Source organism: Streptomyces sp. OfavH-34-F, assembly GCF_022347745.1.
In the GTDB taxonomy this organism is placed as follows: domain Bacteria; phylum Actinomycetota; class Actinomycetes; order Streptomycetales; family Streptomycetaceae; genus Streptomyces.
This window is the reverse complement of the sequence record NZ_JAKRGC010000088.1, coordinates 1-21816: the sequence shown is the minus strand read 5'-3', so window position 1 is coordinate 21816 and position 21816 is coordinate 1. Positions and strand designations below refer to the sequence as shown.

General features: G+C 72.1%; 17 protein-coding genes and 1 tRNA gene. 8 read left to right on the top strand and 10 right to left on the bottom strand.

Annotated features, from left to right (window positions below):
- The 4 genes from MHW47_RS15730 to MHW47_RS15715 all read right to left on the bottom strand — a co-directional run.
- A partial coding sequence (locus tag MHW47_RS15730) for a ubiquinol-cytochrome c reductase iron-sulfur subunit (protein WP_239223814.1) occupies positions 1-744 on the bottom strand: 744 nt, incomplete at its 3' end.
- On the bottom strand, positions 741-1343 hold the full coding sequence (locus tag MHW47_RS15725) for a 4Fe-4S dicluster domain-containing protein (RefSeq protein WP_239223812.1): 603 nt from the start codon (positions 1341-1343) through the stop codon (positions 741-743). The genes MHW47_RS15725 and MHW47_RS15730, both read right to left, overlap by 4 nt.
- A 7-nt stretch (positions 1344-1350) precedes the next feature.
- On the bottom strand, positions 1351-3675 hold the full coding sequence (locus MHW47_RS15720; RefSeq protein WP_239223810.1) for a molybdopterin oxidoreductase family protein: 2325 nt from the start codon (positions 3673-3675) through the stop codon (positions 1351-1353).
- Positions 3672-4850 carry an MFS transporter gene (locus MHW47_RS15715; RefSeq protein WP_374230096.1) on the bottom strand — a complete coding sequence of 393 codons (1179 nt, stop codon included), beginning with the start codon at positions 4848-4850 and terminating at the stop codon, positions 3672-3674. The genes MHW47_RS15720 and MHW47_RS15715 overlap by 4 nt, the downstream gene beginning before the upstream one ends.
- A 309-nt stretch (positions 4851-5159) precedes the next feature.
- Here MHW47_RS15715 and MHW47_RS15710 point away from each other — a divergent pair, with 309 nt between their 5' ends.
- On the top strand, positions 5160-5915 hold the full coding sequence (locus MHW47_RS15710) for a DUF6227 family protein (protein WP_239223809.1): 756 nt from the start codon (positions 5160-5162) through the stop codon (positions 5913-5915).
- Between the two features lie 86 nt (positions 5916-6001).
- On the opposite strand, the gene MHW47_RS15705 is transcribed toward MHW47_RS15710, so the two are convergent.
- A complete protein-coding gene (locus MHW47_RS15705; protein ID WP_239223807.1) occupies positions 6002-7528 on the bottom strand; it encodes an MFS transporter in 1527 nt (508 codons plus the stop codon).
- A gap of 62 nt (positions 7529-7590) precedes the next feature.
- Here MHW47_RS15705 and MHW47_RS15700 point away from each other — a divergent pair, with 62 nt between their 5' ends.
- Positions 7591-8583: a YafY family protein gene (locus tag MHW47_RS15700; RefSeq protein WP_239223805.1), complete on the top strand. Its 993-nt coding sequence runs from the start codon at positions 7591-7593 to the stop codon at positions 8581-8583.
- 87 nt (positions 8584-8670) lie between these two features.
- On the opposite strand, the gene MHW47_RS15695 is transcribed toward MHW47_RS15700, so the two are convergent.
- Positions 8671-9669 carry an RNA polymerase sigma factor RpoD/SigA gene (locus MHW47_RS15695; protein ID WP_239223804.1) on the bottom strand — a complete coding sequence of 333 codons (999 nt, stop codon included), beginning with the start codon at positions 9667-9669 and terminating at the stop codon, positions 8671-8673.
- Between the two features lie 329 nt (positions 9670-9998).
- Here MHW47_RS15695 and MHW47_RS15690 point away from each other — a divergent pair, with 329 nt between their 5' ends.
- Complete coding sequence (locus MHW47_RS15690) at positions 9999-11069, top strand: questin oxidase family protein (protein WP_239223802.1); 1071 nt, start codon at positions 9999-10001, stop codon at positions 11067-11069.
- 96 nt (positions 11070-11165) lie between these two features.
- On the opposite strand, the gene MHW47_RS15685 is transcribed toward MHW47_RS15690, so the two are convergent.
- Positions 11166-11948 (bottom strand): dioxygenase, encoded by a 783-nt coding sequence (locus tag MHW47_RS15685; RefSeq protein WP_239223801.1) that lies wholly within the window; start codon positions 11946-11948, stop codon positions 11166-11168.
- A gap of 175 nt (positions 11949-12123) precedes the next feature.
- Between MHW47_RS15685 and MHW47_RS15680 the strand changes: the two genes are divergently transcribed.
- The gene (locus MHW47_RS15680) at positions 12124-12636 is read left to right on the top strand and encodes a MarR family winged helix-turn-helix transcriptional regulator (protein WP_239223800.1); all 513 of its coding nucleotides are present in this window, start codon (positions 12124-12126) and stop codon (positions 12634-12636) included.
- Between the two features lie 94 nt (positions 12637-12730).
- Here the strand turns inward: MHW47_RS15680 and MHW47_RS15675 are convergent, their stop codons facing one another.
- Together MHW47_RS15675 and MHW47_RS15670 are read right to left on the bottom strand one after the other, a co-directional pair.
- Entirely contained in the window at positions 12731-14272 is a 1542-nt protein-coding gene (locus tag MHW47_RS15675) for an MFS transporter (protein WP_239223799.1), read from the bottom strand.
- A gap of 201 nt (positions 14273-14473) precedes the next feature.
- Positions 14474-15133 (bottom strand): TetR/AcrR family transcriptional regulator, encoded by a 660-nt coding sequence (locus MHW47_RS15670; RefSeq protein ID WP_239223798.1) that lies wholly within the window; start codon positions 15131-15133, stop codon positions 14474-14476.
- A 287-nt stretch (positions 15134-15420) separates the two neighbouring features.
- On the opposite strand from MHW47_RS15670, the gene MHW47_RS15665 reads away from it, so the two are divergent.
- The 3 genes from MHW47_RS15665 (at position 15421) to MHW47_RS15655 (ending at position 17952) form a co-directional block, all read left to right on the top strand.
- Positions 15421-16701: a M6 family metalloprotease domain-containing protein gene (locus MHW47_RS15665; RefSeq protein ID WP_239223797.1), complete on the top strand. Its 1281-nt coding sequence runs from the start codon at positions 15421-15423 to the stop codon at positions 16699-16701.
- A 73-nt stretch (positions 16702-16774) separates the two neighbouring features.
- Positions 16775-16847: transfer RNA gene (locus tag MHW47_RS15660), tRNA-Arg, on the top strand.
- Between the two features lie 211 nt (positions 16848-17058).
- The gene (locus MHW47_RS15655) at positions 17059-17952 is read left to right on the top strand and encodes a phosphorothioated DNA-binding restriction endonuclease (RefSeq protein ID WP_239223796.1); all 894 of its coding nucleotides are present in this window, start codon (positions 17059-17061) and stop codon (positions 17950-17952) included.
- Between the two features lie 79 nt (positions 17953-18031).
- On the opposite strand, the gene MHW47_RS15650 is transcribed toward MHW47_RS15655, so the two are convergent.
- A complete protein-coding gene (locus tag MHW47_RS15650) occupies positions 18032-19450 on the bottom strand; it encodes an MFS transporter (protein ID WP_239223795.1) in 1419 nt (472 codons plus the stop codon).
- Positions 19451-19690: 240 nt separating this feature from the next.
- Here MHW47_RS15650 and MHW47_RS15645 point away from each other — a divergent pair, with 240 nt between their 5' ends.
- Positions 19691-21775 carry a restriction endonuclease gene (locus MHW47_RS15645; RefSeq protein WP_239223794.1) on the top strand — a complete coding sequence of 695 codons (2085 nt, stop codon included), beginning with the start codon at positions 19691-19693 and terminating at the stop codon, positions 21773-21775.
- Positions 21776-21816 lie beyond the last annotated feature (41 nt).

Below are 21816 nucleotides of genomic sequence, written 5' to 3'. Positions count from 1 at the left end.
GGCGACGGGGCCGGGGGCCACCGTGCGGCCGGCTCCGGGGGCGGCGGGCCCCTCGGCGCCGTCGCGGACACCGGGGCAGCCGAGCCGGGACGCCAGGTCCGGGCGCTCCTCGCCGAACTGGCGGCACAGTCCGTGTTCGAGGCTCTCGCCGGAGCGGGTGGTCCCGACCGCCCAGATGCTGCCGTCCTCCTGCTCGGTGAGCACCACCTTGGGCAGGCCGCGAGGCGGCGGACCGGCCGTCACCTCACCGCTGCGGGCATCGAAGACGCCCTCGTGGCAGGGGCAGTACAGCTCGCCCTCGGTGCCCCGGTCCTTGCGCCAGAGCACGGCGCAGGCGAGGTGGGTGCAGATCGCGGAGTAGCCGACGAGCGTGCCGTCGTTGAGCCGGACGGCGACCGCGCGGTCCTGCTCGTCGGGGTAGTCGAAGGCGATGGACTCGCCGGGCAGGAGCTGGGAGGCGATCTTCTTCGGGGCCGGGGCCTTGCCGTCGTCCGGGTCGCCGTGGCGGGGCAGGATGCCGGCGGCCACGCCCAGGCCGCCGACCGCGAGCCCGCCGGAGACGGTGGCGACGATGCGGAGGTAGTCGCGGCGGGTGGTGAGGGAGTCGGCCGCGATCCGGTCGTGCAGGGCCTCGCGCGGGTCTCCGGAGGCCGGTGCGCCCGGCGCGCCGGGCGGTGTGCGGACCGGGTCGCGGAGCGGGGGCTCGTTCGGGTCGCCGGGCGGCGGGAAGTCGGTCTCGGTCACCGTCGGACGTCCTTCCCGTTGATCTCGACGACGGGCAGGCCGCCGGGGACCGGCCACTGGACGCGGTCGGCGGGGACGACCATCGCGACGCCGGTGCGGACCTCGCTCTCGCCGAACACGAAGGAGTCGGCGACCTGGACGCCGGGGCGTTCGGCCTGGAGTTCCTCGACGGTCCCGTAGAAGAGGGCGCCGGTCGGGCAGACGGTGGCGCACATGGGGGCGAGGCCGTAGGCGGTGCGGTCGTAGCAGAGGTTGCACTTCAGCTGCAGCTTGGCCTGGAGGTCGATCTTCGGGACGCCGAAGGGGCAGGCGTTGACGCAGTTGGCGCAGCCGATGCAGCGGGTGGTGTCGGCCTGCTGCACGACGCCGTCGGCGGTCACCAGGATCGCGTCGGCGGGGCACACCTCGGCGCAGGGGGCGACGGGGTCCTCGCAGTGCATGCAGACCGTGGGGAGGGAGGCGACGGATTGGCCCTCGTCGGTGTAGTCGAGGTGGATCATGGACTTGCCCCGGTGCGAGTCGCACTCGCGGCAGGCGGAGACGCAGGCCTGGCAGCCGATGCAGCGCCCCGGGTCGATGAAGATCGTGCGGCCCATCATGCGGGCATCAGCTCCTCTCCGAGGTGCCGCGGCCCTGGGGAGAGGTGGGCGGCAGCGGGTCGGTGCGGGAGACCTGGGTCTCCGGGTAGGCGACGTGGCCGGGGGCGACCGGGGGCGCGGGCACCTCGTCGATCCGCTCGGCGTGCTCGATGCGGCAGGCGCACACCTTGTACTCGGGGATCTTGGAGCGCGGGTCGAGGGCGTCGATGGTGAGCACGTTGGCGGCGGTGGGGACCGGCCAGTGGTAGGGGATGAAGACGGTGTCGGGGCGGATCGCCTCGGTGACCAGGGCGGGGAAGACCTCGCTGCCGCGCCGGGTGACGACGCGGACCGGTTCGCCGTTGCGGAAGCCGTGCGAGGGGTGGACCTCGGCCCAGGGGCGGGGGGTCTGCTCGACGAGGGCGCCCAGGCGGCGGGTCTGGTTGCCGGAGAGGAAGTGGGCGACGGTGCGGCCGGTGGTGAGCGTCATGGGGTGCTCGTCGTCGTACGGGTCCATCGGCGGGTGCCACTCCACGACCTGGAGGTGGATCTTGCCGTCCGGGTGGTAGGTCTTGCCGTCCTCGAAGAGGCGGGGGGTGCCGGGGTGGTCGGTGGACGGGCAGGGCCAGACGATGCCGCCGGTCTCCTCCAGCCGCTCGTAGGTGATGCCGTAGTAGTCGTTGACGGTGCCGGCGGAGGCGATCCGCAGTTCGTCGAAGACCTCGCGGGAGTTGGCGAAGGCGAATTTGTCGCCGGCGCCGAGGCGGCGGGCGAGTTCGCACATCACCCAGGTGTCGGTGCGGACGCCGGGCGGCGGGTCCTGGGCCTTGTTGTGCTTGACGACCCGGGCTTCGGCGTTGGCCATGACGCCGTCGTCCTCGGCCCAGGTGGTGACGGGGAAGACGACGTGGGCGTTGGCCGCGGTCTCGGAGAGGAAGAAGTCGAACTGGGCGTGGAACTCGGCGGCGTCGTAGCCCTCCTTGACGACCCGGTAGTTCGGCAGCGAGACGAAGGGGTTGTTGCAGATGCCGATGAGGCCGCGGATCTCGCGGCGCTGCATCTGCCAGACCATTTCCATCATCGAGGTTCCGGCGGGCGGCAGTTCGGACTCGTCGATGCCCCAGATCTCGCAGATCTGGCGGCGGTGCTCCTCGTTGTTGATGGAGCGCCCGCCGGGCAGGAGGTCGGACTTCTGGCCGTGTTCGCGGCCGCCCTGCCCGTTGCCCTGGCCGGTGAGGGTGCCGTAGCCGGCGCCGGGCTTGCCGATGTTGCCGGTGGCGGTGCAGAGGTTGATCACGGTGAGGCAGTTCTCGACGCCCTGCGAGTGGTGTTCGATGCCCCGGGCGTGCCAGGCCATGGCCTTGGGGGCGCGGCCGAAGACGCGGGCCACCTGGACGATCTGTTCGGCGGGGATGCCGCAGATCTCGGCGGCGCGGGACGGCGGGTACTCGGCGGCCTTGGCCCGGACCTCCTCCCAGCCGGTGGCGTGGGCGGCGAGGAATGCCTCGTCGGTGAGCCCTTCCTCGACGACGACGTTCAGCACGGAGTTGAAGAACGCCGAGTCGGTGCCGGGTTTGAGGGCGACGTGGATGTCGGCGGTCCGGGCGACGGCGGTCTCGCGCGGGTCGATCACGATGAGGGTGGCGCCCCGGTCCCGCGCGCCCCACACGTACTGGGTCATCACGGGGAAGCACTCGCCGACGTTGGAGCCGGCGATGAGCAGGCAGTCGGTGAGGAGCATGTCGGAGAAGGGGTTGCCGGCCCGGTCGATGTTGAAGGCCAGCTTGTTGGCGCCGGCCGCGCTGACCATGCAGAGCCGGCCGTTGTAGTCGACGTGCCGGGTCTTGAGGGCGACGCGGGCGAACTTGCCGACCAGGTACGTCTTCTCGGAGAACAGGCTCGCTCCGCCGAGCAGCCCGAAGGCGTCGTTGCCGTAGGTCCGCTGGATGCGCCGGATCTCGGCCACGGTGTGGTCGAGCGCCTCGTCCCAGGACACCTCGCGCAGGGGCTCGTCGCGGGAGCGGCGCATGAGGGGGGCGGTGAGCCGGTCGGGGTGGTTGACCTGCTGGTAGGCGTTGATGCCCTTGGGGCACAGGCGCATGCGGTTGATGTCGTGGTTGCGGGGTTCGACGCCGAAGACCTTGCCGCCCCGGTCGACGCGCAGGTACATGCCGCACTGGACACCGCAGAAGCAGCAGTGGGTGGGGACGAGCGTCTCGCCGTTCTGGTCGGCGTGCCAGCGGTCGGCGGGGATGCCGCCGGCGTCGCGGAAGGCGCGGGTGCCGGGCGGCGCGAGGGCGGGGTCGAGGGGAACGACCGCGTGCGGTTCTGGCGTGCGGGGGTCCGCGGTCACTGGAAGCCCTTCTTCACCTGGGAGAGATAGGCGCTGCCTCGCAGCACCCGCTTGCAGCGCGGGCAGTATTCGGCCCACTCGTCGAAGTCGAGACGCAGATCGCGCATGGTGCCCCGGAGGTTGTCGACGTACGGGGCGGTGTCGATGGGTTCCTCGCAGCGGCGGCAGGCGAAGACCTCGTCGTCCTGCCGGCCGGTGTACTTGAACAGCTGCATGCCGACGGCGGCGGGCCGCTGGACGATGTGGAAGAACTTCCCGAACGGGATGTAGATGAGGGTGAAGACCACCGAGACCATGTGGAGGATCGCCAGGAACTCGTAGCCGCCGCCGTGCAGGAAGATCGAGGAGAAGGTGAGGAGCAGCCCGGTGACCGAGATGACGATGAGCGCGATCAGCGGGACCAGGTCGTAGGCGAACCGCTGGCCCGTGATGGCCCCCCGGTCCTTCATCCGGCGCCACAGGAAGTAGGAGGCGCCGGGGATGACGAGGACGGCGGCGATGTCCAGGCCGTGGAACATCAGCCAGCCCAGGAAGTCCAGCGAGTCGAACCCGATGATCTTGAAGCCCCAGATGCGCATCTCGTAGCCGGGGCCGGAGCCGGTGCCCGAGGTGAAGGTGAACCAGCCCCAGGTCAGCGGGAAGGTGATCAGCGCGGCGAGGACGCAGCCCCAGAAGATCAGCTGGTGGGCGGCCCAGCGGGCGTGCGAGCGGGCCCCGAGGAACTTCTGGAAGCCGAGGTAGGTGGCGATCATCCTGGGCAGCGCGGTGGGGGCCCGGCGGAAGTTCTCGGCCGAGAAGAGGCTTCCCCAGCCCTTCTTGAACAGCCGCTGGGCGCCCGGTGCGGAGACCCAGACGGTGTACCGGTACGCCACGCCGAAGGCGAGGAACACCGTGGCCACGGCGTACGGCAGCAGCGCGGAGTCGAAGTGCTCCAGCAGCCGGCTGCCGAGCACGATGGCCACCACGAGCAGCAGGGAGACGAGGACGCCGGCAGCGGTGGCCCGCGCGGTGACGGACCGGGGCACCAGCGCTCCGGCCCGCCCGGAGCCCCCGGCGCGACCGGACCGTCCGGGCCCGCCGCCGTCCGGCGGGGCGCCACCCCCGCCCCTGGCCCCGTTGCGGACTCCGGCGGCGGGCTGCGCGGCTGCGCCTGCGGCTTCAGGTGGCTCGGTCACGCTGTCACGGTAGGGCGATACGGGAGGATTGGCCCTGTTTTGTGAGCCCGGAGGGTGAGCGCGTCGCGGCGGGGAGCGACCGGCCCGCCCCCGCGCGGCAGCGCTCGTCAGGGGCGCGCACCGCGAACACACGCCCCTGTTCACCACCACGCGCGACCGGTTCGCGGCCTCGTCCCGTACGGACCGGGCACGGCATGGAACCTTCCGCGCACCCCATGCGTTTTTCTGAACCCCGGTCCTGATGTCAGCCCCAGGGGCTACGTTATGCACGCATCAAGTCACACGCGGCGACGGCCTGGAGACAGCACTGTGAGCGATCCGTACGAGACGACCGAGCAGCACGTCGAGCGAATCCTGCGCCGGGCCCTCAACTCGTTCGAGCTGCCCGACCGCACGGTGGACCGGCTGGGCACGGCGCTGGCCCACAGCAGCACCCTCTACTCCTCGCACCACAGCGCCGCGCTGCACCGCGAGACCTACCGCCACACGTACCTGCTGAGCGACGGCTCCCCGCTGACCCTGTGGGAGCTGGCGCACAGCGGTCCGCGCGGCACCGGCCACCCCGACACCCGCCAGCACGAGCTGTACGACGACGAGGCCGACGCCCACATCGCCGCCGCCCGGCTGACGGGCAGCCTGTGGGACGTTCCGGAGTTCGGCGACGAGGAGGGGGCGCAGGCCGATCTGGAGCTGCTGTCCGCCCTGATGGCCGCTCCCCCGGCCCCGCACCCCCGGATGTACGCCCCGGACAACTCCGCGGACCACGCCCGCCGGGTGCTGCGCCGCGCGGAGAACGGGGACGTGCCCGGCGAGGAGACCGCCCGCCTGCTGCGCGCCGCCTTCGCCCACCACATCACCCAGGTCCTCGGCCGCCAGTGCCTGGTGGAGGGCCGCAACGCCGGGTTCACGCTGTACGAGCACGCGTTCCTGCTGCTGGACGGCAGCGAGACCAGCCTGTGGGAGGTCGAGCACACGGCGACGCCGGACGGCCGCCACATGTGCGAGGTGTACGGCGACGAGGCGACGGCGCGCTGCGCGATGGAGGCCCGTACGCGCATCTGCTGACCCGGGCCCGGCGGGGCCGCGCACAGCGGTGCCCGCGCCCCTCGCGGGACGCGGGCACCGGCGGCTGCGCCGCGTACGCCGTCGGCTCAGTGCGTGAGCACCGGCTCCTTGGCGGGCTCGTCCGCCTCGGCGGGCTCCGCCGCGTCCGCGCCCTCCACGTGCTGCTTCGGCTTGGCCGGCAGGGCGAACATCACCACGAAGATCAGGGCCAGCACACCGGCCACCCACCACAGCGACTGCTCGAAGGCGTCGGCGAAGGCCGGGCCGATCTGCGCCGGGGTGAGCCGGTCGCCGATCGCCCCGTAGAAGACGACCGACACCAGGCCGAGGCCGAGCGCGTTGCCCATCTGCTGCACGGTGTTGAACAGGCCGGAAGCGGAACCGGAGTGCTCCTTGGGGACCTCGGACAGCACCGCGTCGGCCAGCGGGGCCACGATCAGGCCCATGCCGACGCCCATGACCACCAGGGGCAGCGCCATCTGGAGCGACGTGATCCCCATGCCGTAGTGGTGGGACTCCCAGATGTAGATCAGCAGTCCGGCCATCATCAGCAGGGCGCCCGCCTGGAGGACCTTGCGGCCGAAGCGGGGCACCAGCTTCTGCACGGAGAGACCGGCGGCCACCGAGACGGAGACGGAGAACGGGATGCCGGTCGTGCCGGCCCGCAGCGCGCTCCAGCCGAGGCCCATCTGCATGTACAGCGTCCAGACCAGGAAGAAGATGCCGAGCCCGATGCCGAAGGTCAGCTGCACGGCGATCCCGGCGGCGAAGCTCCGGACCCGGAACAGTGACAGCTCCACCAGCGGCGAGCCGTCCCGGCCCGCCTTGCCGCGCTCGAACAGCACGAGGACCAGGAAGACCAGGACGCTGCCCGCCATCGACAGGTGCCCCCACAGCGGCCAGCCCAGCTCACGGCCGCGCGTCAGCGGGTAGATCAGCATCAGCATGGCGAGCGTGACGAGCACGACGCCGACCAGGTCGAGGCGCAGGGCCCGCGGCGACTTGGACTCGGTGATGTACTTCGCGCCCAGGATCAGACCGAGGATGCCGACCGGCAGGTTGATCAGGAAGATCGGGCGCCATTCCAGACCGGCGATGTTCCACTCGGTGAGCAGCGCGCCCAGCAGCGGACCGGACACCGCGCCGAGACCGACGATCGCGCCGAACAGGCCGAAGACCTTGCCGCGCTCGTGGGCGGGGAAGGTGGCGTGCACGATCGACAGCACCTGCGGCACCATCAGCGCCGCCGTGGCCCCCTGGAGGAAGCGGGAGGCGACCAGCATCTCCGGGTTGGCCGCGAAGCCGCAGAGCGCCGAGGCGAGGGTGAAGCCGGCGATGCCGATGAGGAAGAGCCGCTTGCGGCCGTAGATGTCACCGAGCCGGCCGCCGGTGATGAGACCGGCCGCGAACGCCAGGGCGTACCCGGCGACGATCCACTGTATGGAGCTGAACGAGGCGCCGGTGTCCCGTTCGATGCTGGGGATGGCGATGTTGACGATCGTGACGTCGACGAGGTCCATGAAGGCCGCGGTCATCACGATGGCCAGGGCGAACCACCGGCGGCGGTCCGAGGGAGCAGCCGCGGGCGACGGCAGTGGTGCGGTGGAAGTCATGGAAAGAACGTAAACCGTCAATAGGCCAGATCGTGACCTGATGAGCGCGCATCCTGGGTGACATGACCGATACCCCGGCACGTCTGCTGAATCTGCTGTCCCTGCTCCAGACGCCCCGCGAGTGGCCGGGCAGCGAGCTGGCCGAACGGCTCGCCGTCAGCCCCCGCACGATCCGCCGCGACATCGATCGCCTCCGCGACCTCGGCTATCCCGTGGAGGCGTCGCGCGGCTCGGTCGGCGGCTACCGGCTGGTGGCCGGCGCGGCCATGCCGCCGCTGCTGCTGGATGACGAGGAGGCGGTCGCCATCGCCGTGGGGCTGCGGGCCGGCGCCGGCCACGCCATCGAGGGCGTGGACGAGGCGTCCGTACGCGCGCTGGCGAAGCTGGAGCAGGTATTGCCGTCCCGGCTGCGGCACCGCGTCTCCGTCCTCCAGAACGCCACGGTGCCCCTGGCCCGGGGCGACGGTTCGACGATCGACCCGCAGACGCTGACGGTGATGGCGTCCGCGGTCACCGGCCGGGAGCGGCTGCGGTTCGCCTACCGGGCGGGCGACGGGGCCGAGTCCCGGCGCCAGGTGGAGCCGTACCGGCTGGTGAGCACCGGATGGCGCTGGTACCTGGTGGCGTACGACCTGGGGCGCGAGGCGTGGCGCACGTTCCGGGTGGACCGGGTGAGCGACCCTCTCGCGACCGGCTCGCGGTTCACGCCGAGGGAGCTGCCGGAGGGGGACGCCGCGGAGTACCTGAGCAGTTCGATGGCGCGCCGGCAGCCGGAGTTCGAGGTGGACGTGAGCTTCGCGGCACCGCGGGAGTTCGTCGCGTCCCGGCTGCCGGGGCGGATCGGCCCGCTGGAGCCGGAGGGCGAGGACGGCTGCCGGCTGCGCGCCGTGGTCCGGGACTCGCTGGAGTGGCTGGCGCTGCGGCTGGCGCTGGTGGACTGCGAGTTCACCGCGCACCGGCCGCCGCAGCTGGTGGCGTACCTCGCGGACCTGGGCGGCCGGCTGACCCGCGCGGCGGCGCCGCAGGCGGACCCGGCCGGCTCCGGAAAGGAATGAGCCCCGGCGCCAGGGGGGGTGGGCGCCGGGACTCAGCTTCTGGGGGCCGGAACGAGCGGCCCGATTCGGAGGTTACTGGACGCGGGCTCAGGCCGCAGCGTCAAAGCCCGTGTCGTGAGCCATTCGCTTCAATTCGAGCAGCGCGTGCTTCTCGATCTGGCGGATGCGCTCACGGGTCAGGCCGTGCTGCTTGCCGACCTCGGTCAGGGTCCGCTCGCGGCCGTCCTCGATGCCGTACCGCATGCGGATGATCGAAGCGGTGCGGTCGTCGAGCTTGCCGATCAGCTCCTCCAGCTCCTCGCTGCGCAGCAGCGAGAGCACCGACTGCTCGGGCGAGACGGCGGATGTGTCCTCCAGGAGGTCACCGAACTGGGTGTCGCCGTCGTCGTCCACGGACATGTTGAGGCTGACCGGGTCACGGGCCCAGTCCAGGACGTCGCCGACGCGCTCGGGCGTGGAGCCCAGCTCGGCGGCGATCTCCGCGTGCTCCGGGTCGCGGCCGTTCTCCCGGTTGAACTCGCGCTGCACCCGGCGGATGCGGCCCAGCTCCTCCACCAGGTGGACGGGGAGCCGGATCGTACGGGACTGGTCCGCGATGGAGCGGGTGATGGCCTGGCGAATCCACCAGGTCGCGTAGGTGGAGAACTTGAAGCCCTTGGCGTAGTCGAACTTCTCGACCGCGCGCACGAGGCCCGCGTTGCCCTCCTGGATCAGGTCGAGCAGAGGGAGCCCGGCGCGCGGGTAGCGGCGGGCGACGGCGACGACGAGACGGAGGTTGGAGCGGATGAAGACATCCTTCGCGCGCTCGCCCTCGGCGACCAGCGCCTCCAGCTCCTCGCGCGAGGCACCGCCGGCGTCGCTCTCGACCTCGCCGTCGAGGATCTGGCGTGCGTACACACCGGCCTCGACCGCCTGCGAGAGGTCGACTTCCTTGGCGGCGTCGAGCAGCGGTGTACGGGCTATCTCGTCCAGGTACATGCCGACCAGGTCGCGATCGGCGATCTCTCCGCCCACGGCGCGAACACTGCTCGCCCGGTTGCTTCCGCCGGTGGCGGACGAACGACGGGCGACGGCACGGGTTGCCATGCGTGCTCCCTTGCTGAGTAGGTCGCGACACCCTCCCGGGTGCCCTGCATCCGATGGAAACAACGACTGGAATCCGGACAGAATTCCCATGCCCGGCATTCAATTTCGCGATCATGCAGTACTCTGTCCCGCCATCGGGGCGGGCGCATGGTGCTCCAGTACCCCGGAAGACGCCGGTTACGGGCCCCGAGTTGCGCCCGGTGCCGCGCTGTGACGGGCGTCCCAGCGGCCGGACCGAGTCCCGGACCTGAGACCTAGGGCTCATGCCCCGCACCCTGTGGGACCGCAGCCCGTTACCGGACGGACACCGGCTGCCTAGCGTCACCGTCATGACCGAGACGACGCCCCGCACCGCATCCGAGTCCGCCGCCACCCCCGCCCCCGACGCCTCCGGCACCCTCGACGAGGCCCTGGAGCGGCTGCACACCTTCGGCCCCGAGCGGGACGGCTGGCTGAGCAACCACGCCCCCATGGCCGTCGAAGCGCTCGTCCGCCACGGGCAGGCGCCGGGCGTGCACCGCTGGCTCGACCACTACCGGGCGAAGCTGGAGGACATGCCGGACCGCTTCGCCGAGATCACCCCGGCGAACTGGGAGGAGGCCCTGGGCGACCCCCGCCGCATCGCCGACTGGGCGGCGTACTTCGAACGGGAGACCGCCGACCGCCCGTGGCGCGACGTGCTCGCCGAGTGGTGGCCCCGGCTGCTCCCCGGCATCGCGGGCGGCGCCACGCACCCGGTGATCCGGGTCGGCCACGGCGTGCGCACCCTCCTGGCGGGCGAGGAGAGCGGGCCCCGGGTCAGGGAGCTGGCCCACGCCCTCGGCTACTGGGCCGCCCGCCACCAGCCGCTGCCCCCGCTCACCCCGCTCGCCCCCGCCCCGAGCGCCGGGGACGCGCTGGCCGCCGTGGCGCGGGTGCCGGACCAGAGCGGCGGCATCCGGACGCGGCTGGACCAGCTCACGGGGTTCCCGCAGTGGCCGGACGCGCCCGTGACCGGTGCGGAGGAGGCGCGCGAGCGGCTGGCGGAGCTGGTACGGGCGGCGACCCACCGCTACGCGGCGTACGGGCACGGCGAACCGGTCATGCTCGTGCACGCGGCGACCGCGCCCAACGCCGTCCTGCGCACGCTGCCCGCACTGCCGCCCGAACTGTGGGCGCCGAGCGTGGGGGCCGCGTGGGCGGCGAGCGCGGCGGTGACCGCCGCCTACTCCCCCGCCGCGCCCGTGGCGCTCCCGGCCGGGTACGCGGCCTCGCTCACGGCCGACGAGGTGTTCGCGCGGGCGGCGGCACACGGCGACGACCACACCATCAAGTTCACGGACACCGCGCTGGACGTGGGCGACGCGACGGCGCTGGCGGCGGCGCTGCGCTCGGTGGAGCTGAACCCTCCGGCGCTCTGAGCGCCGGAGGCCCGACCGCTGCCCGTCACCGCTACCCGTCACCGCTGCCCGTCACCGCTACCCGTCACCGCTGCCCGCCGCTGCTACCCGTCGCCCCTATCCGTACTGCACCGAGCGCTTCGCGAGCCCCATCCAGAAGCCGTCGATCACACTGCGGCCCCGGTCCAGCTCGCCCTCGGACGCGCCGAGGGTGACGAAGAGCGGGGCGAAGTGCTCGGTGCGCGGGTGGGCCAGCCGGCCCGCCGGGGACTTGTGCTCGAAGTCCAGGAGCGCGTCGATGTCCTGCGCCCGGAGCGCGCGGCTCCCCCAGTCGTCGAACTCCGCCGACCAGCCGGGGACGCCGCCGCCCGCGTGCCGCAGGGCCGCGAGGTTGTGCGTGAAGAAGCCGCTGCCGATGATCAGGACGCCCTCGTCGCGCAGCGGCGCCAGCTTGCGCCCGATGTCCATCAGCTTCTGCGGGTCGAGCGTCGGCATGGAGATCTGGAGCACCGGGATGTCGGCGTCCGGGAACATCTCGACGAGCGGTACGTAGGCTCCGTGGTCGAGGCCCCGGTCCGGGATGTCCTGGACCGGCGTGCCCGCGCCGCGGAGCAGTTTGCGTACGCTCTCGGCGAGGTGCGGGGCGCCGGGGGCTGCGTACCGCACCTGGTAGTAGTGGGCCGGGAAGCCCCAGAAGTCGTACACCAGCGGGGCCGTCACGGTCGCGCCGAGCGCGAGCGGAGCCTCCTCCCAGTGGGCGGACACCATGAGGATCGCGGTGGGACGCGGCAGCTCCGCAGACCAGGCGGCCAGCTCGCCGGGCCAGACGGGGTCGTCGGCCAGGGGCGGCGCGCCGTGGGAGAGGTAGAGGGCGGGCATGCGCTCCGCGGTGATTGACATGACACTCCCCATCTGCGGCTACTCAAGGTAAGTCTTCGGCAGGAGACTCGGCGTTCGAGGTCGGAGTCCGAAGTTCGAGGTTCGAGGTTCGATAGGGAAGATTATTTAATCTTCAAGCTCCTACCTTGAGAGACCTTAGCTCTATCTAGTTAAACTTTCAAGAAAAGGTCGTACAATGGAGTACATGACCACGGCATCAACCAGTGCGCCCCACTGGCTCACCGACGAGGAGCAGTGCGTCTGGCGGGCCTATCTGCACGCCACCACGCTCCTGGAGGATCACCTCGACCGCCAGTTGCAGGCCGATGCCGGCATGCCGCACATCTACTACGGCCTGCTCGTCCAGCTGTCCCAGGCACCCCGCCACCGGATGCGGATGACGGAACTGGCCAAGGCCGCCAAGATCACCCGCTCCCGCCTCTCGCACGCGGTCGCGCGGCTGGAGCGGAACGGCTGGGTGCGCCGCGAGGACTGCCCCTCCGACAAGCGCGGCCAGAACGCCGTGCTCACGGAGGACGGCTACGAGATGCTCCGCCGCTCGGCGCCCGGCCATGTGAAGGCCGTCCGCCAGGCGATGTTCGACCGCCTCACCCCCGAGCAGGTGCGGTCGCTGGGCGAGATCATGAAGGTGCTGGCGGCCGGCCTCCAGCCGGAGGGCCCGGACGCCGACCTGCCCTGGCTGCGCTGAAACGCCGATCTGCCCCGGCTCCCTCGTGCGAGGGAACCGGGGCAGAAACGTATCCGTGAAGGCTGCGGGGGCAGCCCCCGGAGGGCGGCCGTCGTCAGTGGGCGACGACTGGAACCCTCAGCTCGTCCTCGACGCCGTCCGCCTCACCCGAGGCGGAACCGGAACCGCCGCTCGCCGGCGTACCCGGCATCGGACGGCCCGCGTTGACGAAGGCCAGCGCGATCGCGGCGGCGACGACGAGGATGCCGACCGCCCACCAGATGGCACCGGTGAAGCCGTGCACCATCGCCTGGAGCTTCAGCAGCTCCGGGTCCTTGGCGCCGAGCGCGGCGTGCGAGGTGGCGTACGCCGTGGCGGCCGAGGCGGCGATCGTGTTCAGCAGTGCCGTACCGATCGCACCGCCGACCTGCTGCGAGGTGTTGACCATCGCGGAGGCGACACCCGCGTCCCGCGCCTCGACCCCGTGCGTGGCCAGCGACATGGCCGGCATGAAGGCCGTACCCATGCCCAGGCCCAGCAGCAGCTGGCCGGGCAGGATGACCGCGGCGTACGAGGTGTCGATGTCCAGCCGGGTCAGCAGCAGCATGCCCACGGCGGCGGTCAGGAAGCCGGGGCCCATCAGCGTGCGGGCCGGAATCCGGGTCATCAGCCGGGCGCCGATCTGGGTGGACCCGGTGATCATGCCCGCGATCATCGGCATGAAGGCGAAGCCGGTCTTGATCGGCGAGTAGCCCTTGACGACCTGGAGGTAGTACGTGAGGAAGAGGAACAGGCCGAACATCGCGATCACGGCCAGGCCCAGCGACAGGTAGACGCCGCCCCGGTTGCGGTCCATCACCACGCGCAGCGGGAGCAGCGGCGAGGCGACCTTGGACTCGACCAGGACGAAGGCCAGCAGCAGGACGCCCGCGGCGACGAACGAGCCGACGGTCAGCGCGTCCGACCAGCCCGCGGACTCGGCACGGGTGAACCCGTACACCAGCGAGACCAGACCCAGCGCGGACAGGACCACGCCCGGGATGTCGAGCGGCGAGCGGTTGCGGCTGCCGGCGGGCTCGCGGATGACGAAGTACGCGCCCGCGGCGGCGACGATCGCGAACGGGATGTTGACGAAGAAGGTCCAGCGCCAGTTCAGCGTCTGGGTGAGGAGGCCGCCGAGGATCAGGCCCACGGCGCCACCGCCACCGGCGATCGCCCCGTAGATGCCGAACGCCTTGGCGCGTTCCTTGGCGTCGGTGAACATCACCGCGAGCAGCGAGAGCGCGGCCGGCGCGAGCAGCGCGCCGAAGACGCCCTGGAGTGCGCGGGAGCCGAACAGCATGCCCTGGTTCTGGGCGGCGCCGCCGAGCGCGGAGGCCAGCGCGAAGCCGATGAGTCCGACGACGAAGGTGCGCTTACGGCCCCACAGGTCGGCTATGCGCCCGCCGAAGAGCAGCAGACCGCCGAAGGCGAGGGCGTAGGCGGTGATGACCCACTGCTTGTTGGCGTCGGTGATGCCGAGGTCGGTCTGGGCGTGCGGCAGGGCGATGTTCACGATCGTGGCGTCGAGCACGACCATCAACTGCGCGAGCGCGATGAACGCCAGAGCCTTCCAGCGACTGGGGTCCGGGAGTCGGATATCAGCTGTTTTTGACATGGGAGTAGCCACCTAGGAGCGCGCGAGGGCGCGAGAGATCGCGAACCGTGCGTGCCGCGGGTCACGGGCACGGCCGAGGGCGGGTTCGACCGGCAGGTCTGACGGACTGTCGTCGGGAGTGGGAAGTCGAAAATCGAAGGTCGAAAGTCGGAAGTCGGGATTCAGAAGGGGAGGAGGAGGGAAGGGCGGGCGCGGATCACGTCAGGTGCGGCGCCGCAGGTCCTCCAAGGTCGCCGCCGTCCCGGGAAGCACGGAGCGGGCCGGGGCCTCCAGTCCGTCCAGGAACAGCTGGATGTGGCGGTGGGTGAAGCGGTCGATGTTCGGGCAGGCGATGCCCGGCAGCGGCCTGGTGAGCTGGGAGAGGGCGACCAGTACGTCACCGACGGCGATGTCGGTGCGCAGGCGCCCCGCGGACATGGCGCGCGCGACGAGCCCTTCGACGGCCTCTTCGAGGCGCCGGCGCTCGGCGAGCAGTTCGGGGTGGTCCTTGTCGAAGCCGCCGGACAGCATGGGGCACAGGGCCCCGATGCGTTCGTCGGCCGCGGCGTGGACGAAGCGGCTGAGCGCGGCGAAGGGGTCCGCCTCCTCGGCGGTGGCCTCCTCGGCGCGGTCGGTGGTGCGGGAGGTGACCGCGAGCACGACCTCGTGGACGAGGGCGGCGCGGTCGGGGAAGTTCCGGTAGAGGGTGGCGTTGCCGACGCCGGCGCGGCGGGCGACCTCGTCGAGCGGGACGTCGGGCCCGAACTCGACGAACATCTCGCGCGCGGCCGTCACGATCCGCTCCCGGTTGCGCAGCGCGTCGGCCCTCGGCTTGGGCGTACGCGGCTGCGTGGGGGCGGTGGCGGTACGGGCGGCGACCACGGCTGCGCTCCTTGTCTTCCGGTTCGCTGTCTTACGGCTCTCTTCCCTGGCGGCTCCGGCGGGCGAACCAACCGGGGACCGCTTCCCCGTTTCGCGGGGACACCGATGCAAACGGGGAAAGCCTCCCCGCTTATTTCCCGCCACTTTGTGACCTGCGTCACGCACACCGGCGCCGGGGCAAACCAGCCGAACGGCGCACCCAGCGAGCGGCCGACGAACACCCGTCGGAGGCTGACGGCAGAGCGCAGCCGGGGTCGGCCGGTTGCCGCGGACCGGAAGGTGCCCCGATGCAGCAGCACCGCCGCCGGATACGCAAGCGCCGCCGCCCGGTCGCTCTCGGCGCCGCGACGTCCCTGGTCATCGCGGCCCTGGCGACGGCCAGCAGCACCCTGCCCCTCCAGAGCCCGGTCGCGGCCGGCCCGGCCGCCACGGCCCCGCTCGCCACCGGCCTCGGCCCCTGCCGGATCGCGTCCGCGATGGGCGTCCAGATGTCGGAGGGCATGCCGACCGAACCCGGTTACGCGCGTTCCACCGGCCGCGTCCGCGCGCTGAACCTGATGATCGACTTCCCGGACGCCCAGGGCACCGAACCGGCCATGGACCGGCTGGCCGAATTCTTTCCGCAGACCACGGACTGGTTCCGGACGAGCTCCTACGGCCGGCTCACCTACATACCCGAGGCGCCGATCCGCTCCTGGCTGCGGATGCCGCTCCCCTTCGCGGACTACGGCATCGAGCGGGGCTCCCCGTACGAGCCGGGCTACCGCCACCTGGTCCAGGACATCGTGGCGGCCGCCGACCCGAAGGTGGACTTCGACGCGTACGACCTGGTCAACATCCTGGTCACGCCGAACGCCGGGCCCTCGGCCCTGGACACCGTGCTCTCGGTGACGTTCTCGGGCAACGCCGACGCCCCGCTCGCGGACGGGGTGCCGCTGTCCAACACCTCGTTCGTCTACAGCCGCCAGGACGACGGCTCCGGCTCGTACGCGCAGACCGGCTACCGGGTCCTGCCCCACGAGAACGGCCACGTCTTCGGCCTGCCCGACCTCTACACCCTGGAGGGCGGCGGCTCCGTCGGGCACTGGGACATCATGTCCGAGGACTGGGGCGCCAACAACGACCTCCTGGGCTGGCACAAGTGGAAGCTCGGCTGGCTGGACAACGACCAGGTCAGCTGCGCCGCCCGCCCCGGCACCACGGACCACGTCCTGGAACCCCTGGCCACCCGGGGCGGCCTGAAGCTCGCGTTCATCCCCCTCACCGCGGAGTCCGGCTACGCGGTGGAGGTCCGCACCCAGGCGGGCAACGACGAGGCGGTCTGCCGCCCCGGCGTCCTCATCTACAAGGTCAACTCCGACGTGGACACGGGCCAGGGCCCCATCTCGGTGACCGACAGCACCAAGGACAGCGCCGGCTGCACCCGCCTCCCCAACGTCCACGCCGAACTCTCGGACGCCGCCTACCAACCGGGCGACACCTTCACGGACCGGGCGAACGGGATACGGATCTCGGTCCTGGAGAAGGACCCCCAGGGCGACTACCGAGTCCAGGTAACCCGCTCCTGACGACCACCCCGCCCCCGCTCCCCCGTACGCCACCCCACCACCCGCTACACTGACGGCGGCGACCACGCCTTCCGCCTTCGTAGCTCAGGGGATAGAGCACCGCTCTCCTAAAGCGGGTGTCGCAGGTTCGAATCCTGCCGGGGGCACAGCTGTTAGCAGCACGAACACCAAGAAGGGCCGGGTCAGGGCACGTGCCCGACCTGGCCCTTCTTCACACTGCCCCGTTCTCCTCACGCACTCAGACGGAACGGGGCGCGTCCCACCGAGACAGACCAGTGATCCTTGTGCGTCCGGGGCGGGAGGGTCCTCGTGTGCGGGCGGTCGGCCGGCGGGTGGGGGCGTCTAGCATCGGCCGGCATGGAGTGGGTGGAGCGGGTTGCCAAGTTGCGGCAGTGGACCAGGAGCGGGGCTCGGGCGCCGCACAAGCCGTTGCTGCTCCTGTACGCGCTGGGGCGGTTCCAGGCGGACGGGGACGGGGAGTTGCGGTACAGCAGCGTGGAGCAGGAGTTGCAGCGGCTGCTGAACGAGTACGGGCCCACCCACAGGACGACGCCCGCCTACCCGTTCCATCACCTGGTCAGCGACGGGGTGTGGGAGGTGCGCACCGATCGCGGGCCGGGAAGTCCCGGGAGCGGGGTGCGGGAGTTGCGGGAGAGCGGGGCCGCCGGGCGGCTCGTGCCGGAGCTGCGGGCGGCGATGCGGCGTGATCCGCGGCTGCTCGGGAGGATCGCGGGATTGCTGCTCGACCTGCACTTCCCGCCCTCCCTGCACGGCGAGCTGTGCGAGGCCGTCGGGCTGGAGCTGGACTCGGCGGAGACCGGTGGGCCGGCGGTGGCGCGCCGGCGCCGGGATCCGCGGATGCGGGAGCAGGTGCTGATCGCCTACGAGTACCGGTGCGCCTTCTGCGGGTACGACGGCCGCATCGGCGCGCTGCCGGTCGGGCTGGAGGCGGCCCATGTGCGCTGGTGGGCGTTCGAGGGGCCCGACGACGTCGACAACGGGCTGTGCCTGTGCTCGCTGCACCACAAGCTCTTCGACCGGGGCGTCCTCGGGGTCGGGGACGGCCACCGCATCCTGGTCTCGCAGAGCTTCGTCGGCCACAGTGCGGCGGCCCGCGAGCACGTCATAGCCCTCGCGGGTCGTCCGCTCGTCGGGCCGCAGGCGGGCGCGGACCTCATCGCCGCCGCGCACCGCGACTGGCACACCCGTGAGGTGTTCCGCGGCGCGCCGCGCCCCGCCGCCACGGTCTGACCGCTGTCCCCATGGCGGCGGTCCGCCCCTCCCCGGTTTCCGGGGTGGGCGGACCGTCGGTCGTGGTGCGGGGTGCCGGTCATGCCTCGGCCGGGTCGGCCGGGGTCGGGGCGGGGGCGCGGTCGGGGCGCATCGTCAGGAGGGTGATGAGGCCGCCGGCCGCGGCGATCGCGGCGGCCGTGGTGAACGCCGCGCTGTAGCCGTCGGTCAGGGCCGGCAGGTCGCCGAGGCGGCCGGCGCCCTGGGAGGTGGCCAGGGCGGTGAGGGCGGCCAGGCCGAGGGCCGAGCCGATCTGGTACGTGGTGTTGACGATGCCGGAGGCCAGGCCCGCCTGCTCCGCCGGGGCGCCGGACATGGCCGCCATCATGGCCGGGATGTAGGCCAGCGACATGCCGAGCGCGGCGACCAGCGAGGCCGGCAGCACGTCCACGGCGAAGGAGCCGCTGGGTTCAACGGCCGACAGCCACAGCAGGCCGGCCGCGAGGACGAGCAGTCCGCCGCCGATCAGCGGCTTGGCGCCGAAGCGGGCCAGCAGCCGGGCCGTGATGGCGGTCATGAAGACCATGAGCAGCACGGTCATCGGGAGCAGCGCGGCGCCGGAGGCGAAGGCGCCGTAGCCGAGGACCTGCTGGAGGTAGAGGTTGAGGAAGTACCACATGGGGATCCACGCGGCCCCCAGCAGCGCCATGCCCAGGTTGGCCGAGCCGAGGCGGGGCACGCGCCAGATGCCCAGCGGCATCAGGGGCCGGCGCATCGTCTTCTGCAGGACCAGGAAGAGCGTCAGCAGAGCGGCGGCTCCGGTGAGTTGGAGGACGGTCTGGGTGGTTCCCCAGCCGGTCTCGGGGGCGCGGACCACGGCGAAGACGGCGAGGGCGAGGCCGGCGGTGACGGAGGCGGCGCCGAGCACGTCGATCGCTCCGCGGCTCGGGGCGACCGCCGGAAGCAGCCCGGTCGCGGCGAGGGTGGCGAGGCCGATCGGGATGTAGATGATGAACACCCAGGGCCAGCTGAGCCATTCGGTGAAGACGCCGCCGAGGAAGACGCCGGCGGTGCCCCCGGCGGGGGCGGCCGCTCCGTAGAGGGCCATGGCCTTGCCGAGTTCCTTCGGGTCGTGGGCGAACAGCGTCATCAGCAGGGTCATCGCGGCGGGGGCGATGAGTGCCCCGCCGACGCCCTGGACGGCGCGTCCGACGACCTCCGCCCAGGCGGTCTGGGCAGCCGCGGCGACGACGGAGCCGGCGATGAGCACGCCCCAGCCGGCGGTGAACACCCGGCGCGCGCCGAGGAGGTCGGAGAGGCGGCCGCCCAGGAGCAGCAGTCCGCCGAAGGCGATGACGTAGGCGTTGAAGACCCATTGCAGGTCGCCCTGCGAGAAGCCGAGGTCCTTCTGCATCTCGGGGAGCGCGACCCCGATGATCGAGGCGTCCATGATCACCATGAACTGCGCGGTGGCGAGCACGGCGAGCGCCCACCAGCGCTTGGGACTGACGGTTGGCATGGCCTTCCCCTCCCGGGAATCAAAACTCCTGGTACCCCCACGGGGTATCTGGGACGGGACCATAACATACCCCTAGGGGGTATGCACCGGGCATGCGTGAACCAGCTCGTCCGGCCAACCCCGTCAAGTCCATGGGCCAGGCGTTCGTTGCGCACTAAAGTTGCTCCATCACTGCTGGTTATGGGGCCGGGGCTCATTGGCGTACGCGGATGGCGTTCCGGTGGGGAGGGCCTGCGCGGGATGAGTCGTCGCTCCAATGGGTTGGTCGGGATCTGGGCCGAGGCACAGCGCCAACAGCAGCTTCAGCAGGAGGCGCGAGCCAGGTATCAGCGAGATCAGGAGCGGGCGCAGCGGGCTCACCAGCGCGAGGTCGCGCGGAGCCAGCGGGAGCAGAAGGCGGCCTACCGCGAGCAGCGCGAGGCGGAGGCCCGGCGGCGTACGCGGGAGCTGGACGCCCGGGTCGAGGCGCTCCAGGGGCTGTTGGCGGCCGGCTGCCGGGCCCCGGCGTTCCGGGCCGCCGCGCTGACCCGGCCGGAGCAGGTCGAGCCGTTCGCGCCGGGGCCGCTGGCGCAGCCCGTACGGATGCCCGATCCGGGGCAGTACGAGACGCAGGGCGGCGGCTGGACCGCCGGGCGGCGGGCCCAGGCCCAGGCGGAGGCCCGGGCCAGGTTCGAACGGGACTGGCAGGCCGCGCAGGCGGCCGAGGCGCAGCGCCAGGCGCAGTACGCCACCTACCAGCGGCAGTACCAGCAGTGGGCCGACGCCCGGCTGGCGGAGATACGCCGGCACAACGCGGGCATCGCCGAGATGACGGCCGGGCTGCGCAACGGGGACGCCGACGCCGCCGTCGAGTACTTCTCGGCCGCGCTGTACGCGTCCACGGGCTGGCCCGACGAGCTTCCCCGGCAGGTGGCTGCGGCGTACGACTCGGCCGCTCGGCAGCTGGTGCTGAACTGGGAGCTGCCCCGGTACGACGTCGTCCCGGAGGCGAAGTCGGTGCGGTACATGATCAACGCGGACCAGGAGAAGGAGTCGCCGCGGCCGGTCACGCAGCGCCGGGCGCTCTACCGCGACGTGCTCGCCCAGTGCCTGCTGCTCGTCCTGCGCGACCTCTTCGCCGCCGACGAGTTCGGGGCCCTGGAGTCGGTGGCGCTGAACGGCTTCGTGGACGACCACGACCCGGCGACCGGGCGGCGGGTGCCGATGTTCCTCGGCACGGTCATGGCGTCCCGGGCGGACTTCGCCGAGCTGCACCTGGAGCAGGTGAACGCGGTCAACTGCCTGGTGGACGGGTTGCGCGGGCAGTTGTCCACGCGTCCCGACCAGTACGCGGCCGTGCGGCCGGGGCGGGTGCCGGAGGACGTCGGCAACGGCGTCGTGACCCACGGCGGCGACGAGGAGCCTGACCTGTACGAGATGGACCCGCTCGCCTTCGAGTCGCTGGTCGCCGATCTGTTCCGGGCCATGGGCATGCAGGCCGTCACCACGCAGCGCTCCAACGACGGCGGGGTGGACGTCGACGCGCTGGACCCGACGCCGATCCGGGGCGGCAAGATCGTCGTGCAGGTGAAGCGTTACCGCAACACCGTGCCGCCGACCGCCGTCCGCGACCTCTACGGAACGGTCCAGGACACCGGCGCCAACAAGGGCGTCCTGGTCACCACGTCCGGTTTCGGACCCGGCTCCCACACCTTCGCCAACGGGAAGCCGCTGGAGCTGGTGCCCGGCTCCGAACTCGTCGACCTGCTGCACCGGCACGGGCTGCGCGGCCGGCTGGGCGGCGGCGGGCAGGGGCCGGTGCCGGCCCAGCGGACCGCGCCGGACGAGGAGAGCCGGGGCGGCGACCACAACGTGCTCGGCATGTACTGGTCGGGCGCCGTCGCGCTGGACGTCTGCGCCCTGGTCTGCCGGGGCAGCCGGGTCCTGGACGACGACCACTTCGTCTTCTACAACAACCCGGCCACCCCCGACGGCACGGTGCGCGCCCTGATCCCCGTGGCGCCCGACAAGGCCGCCGTCCAGGTCGACTTCGACGCCCTTCCGGCGCGCGCGGACCGGCTGGTCGTCATCGCCGCCGTGGACCCCGTCGCCAACCCGCACGCCGACCTGTCCGGCTTCACCGACGCCGGCATCCGGCTGCTGGACGCCGACCGCAACCCGCTCGACCGGCTGGACGTGTCCGACGGCCGGCCCGGCGAGACCGCCCTCGTCCTGGGCTCGTTCCGCCGACGCGCCAACGGCGACTGGGAGTTCGTCACCGGCGGCAAGGGCTACCCGGGCGGTCTCGAGGAGCTGGTCCAGGACTTCGGCATCGACGTCGAGTGATACCTGCGCGCCGGGGCCGCGGCTTGGCCCGCCCCCGGCGC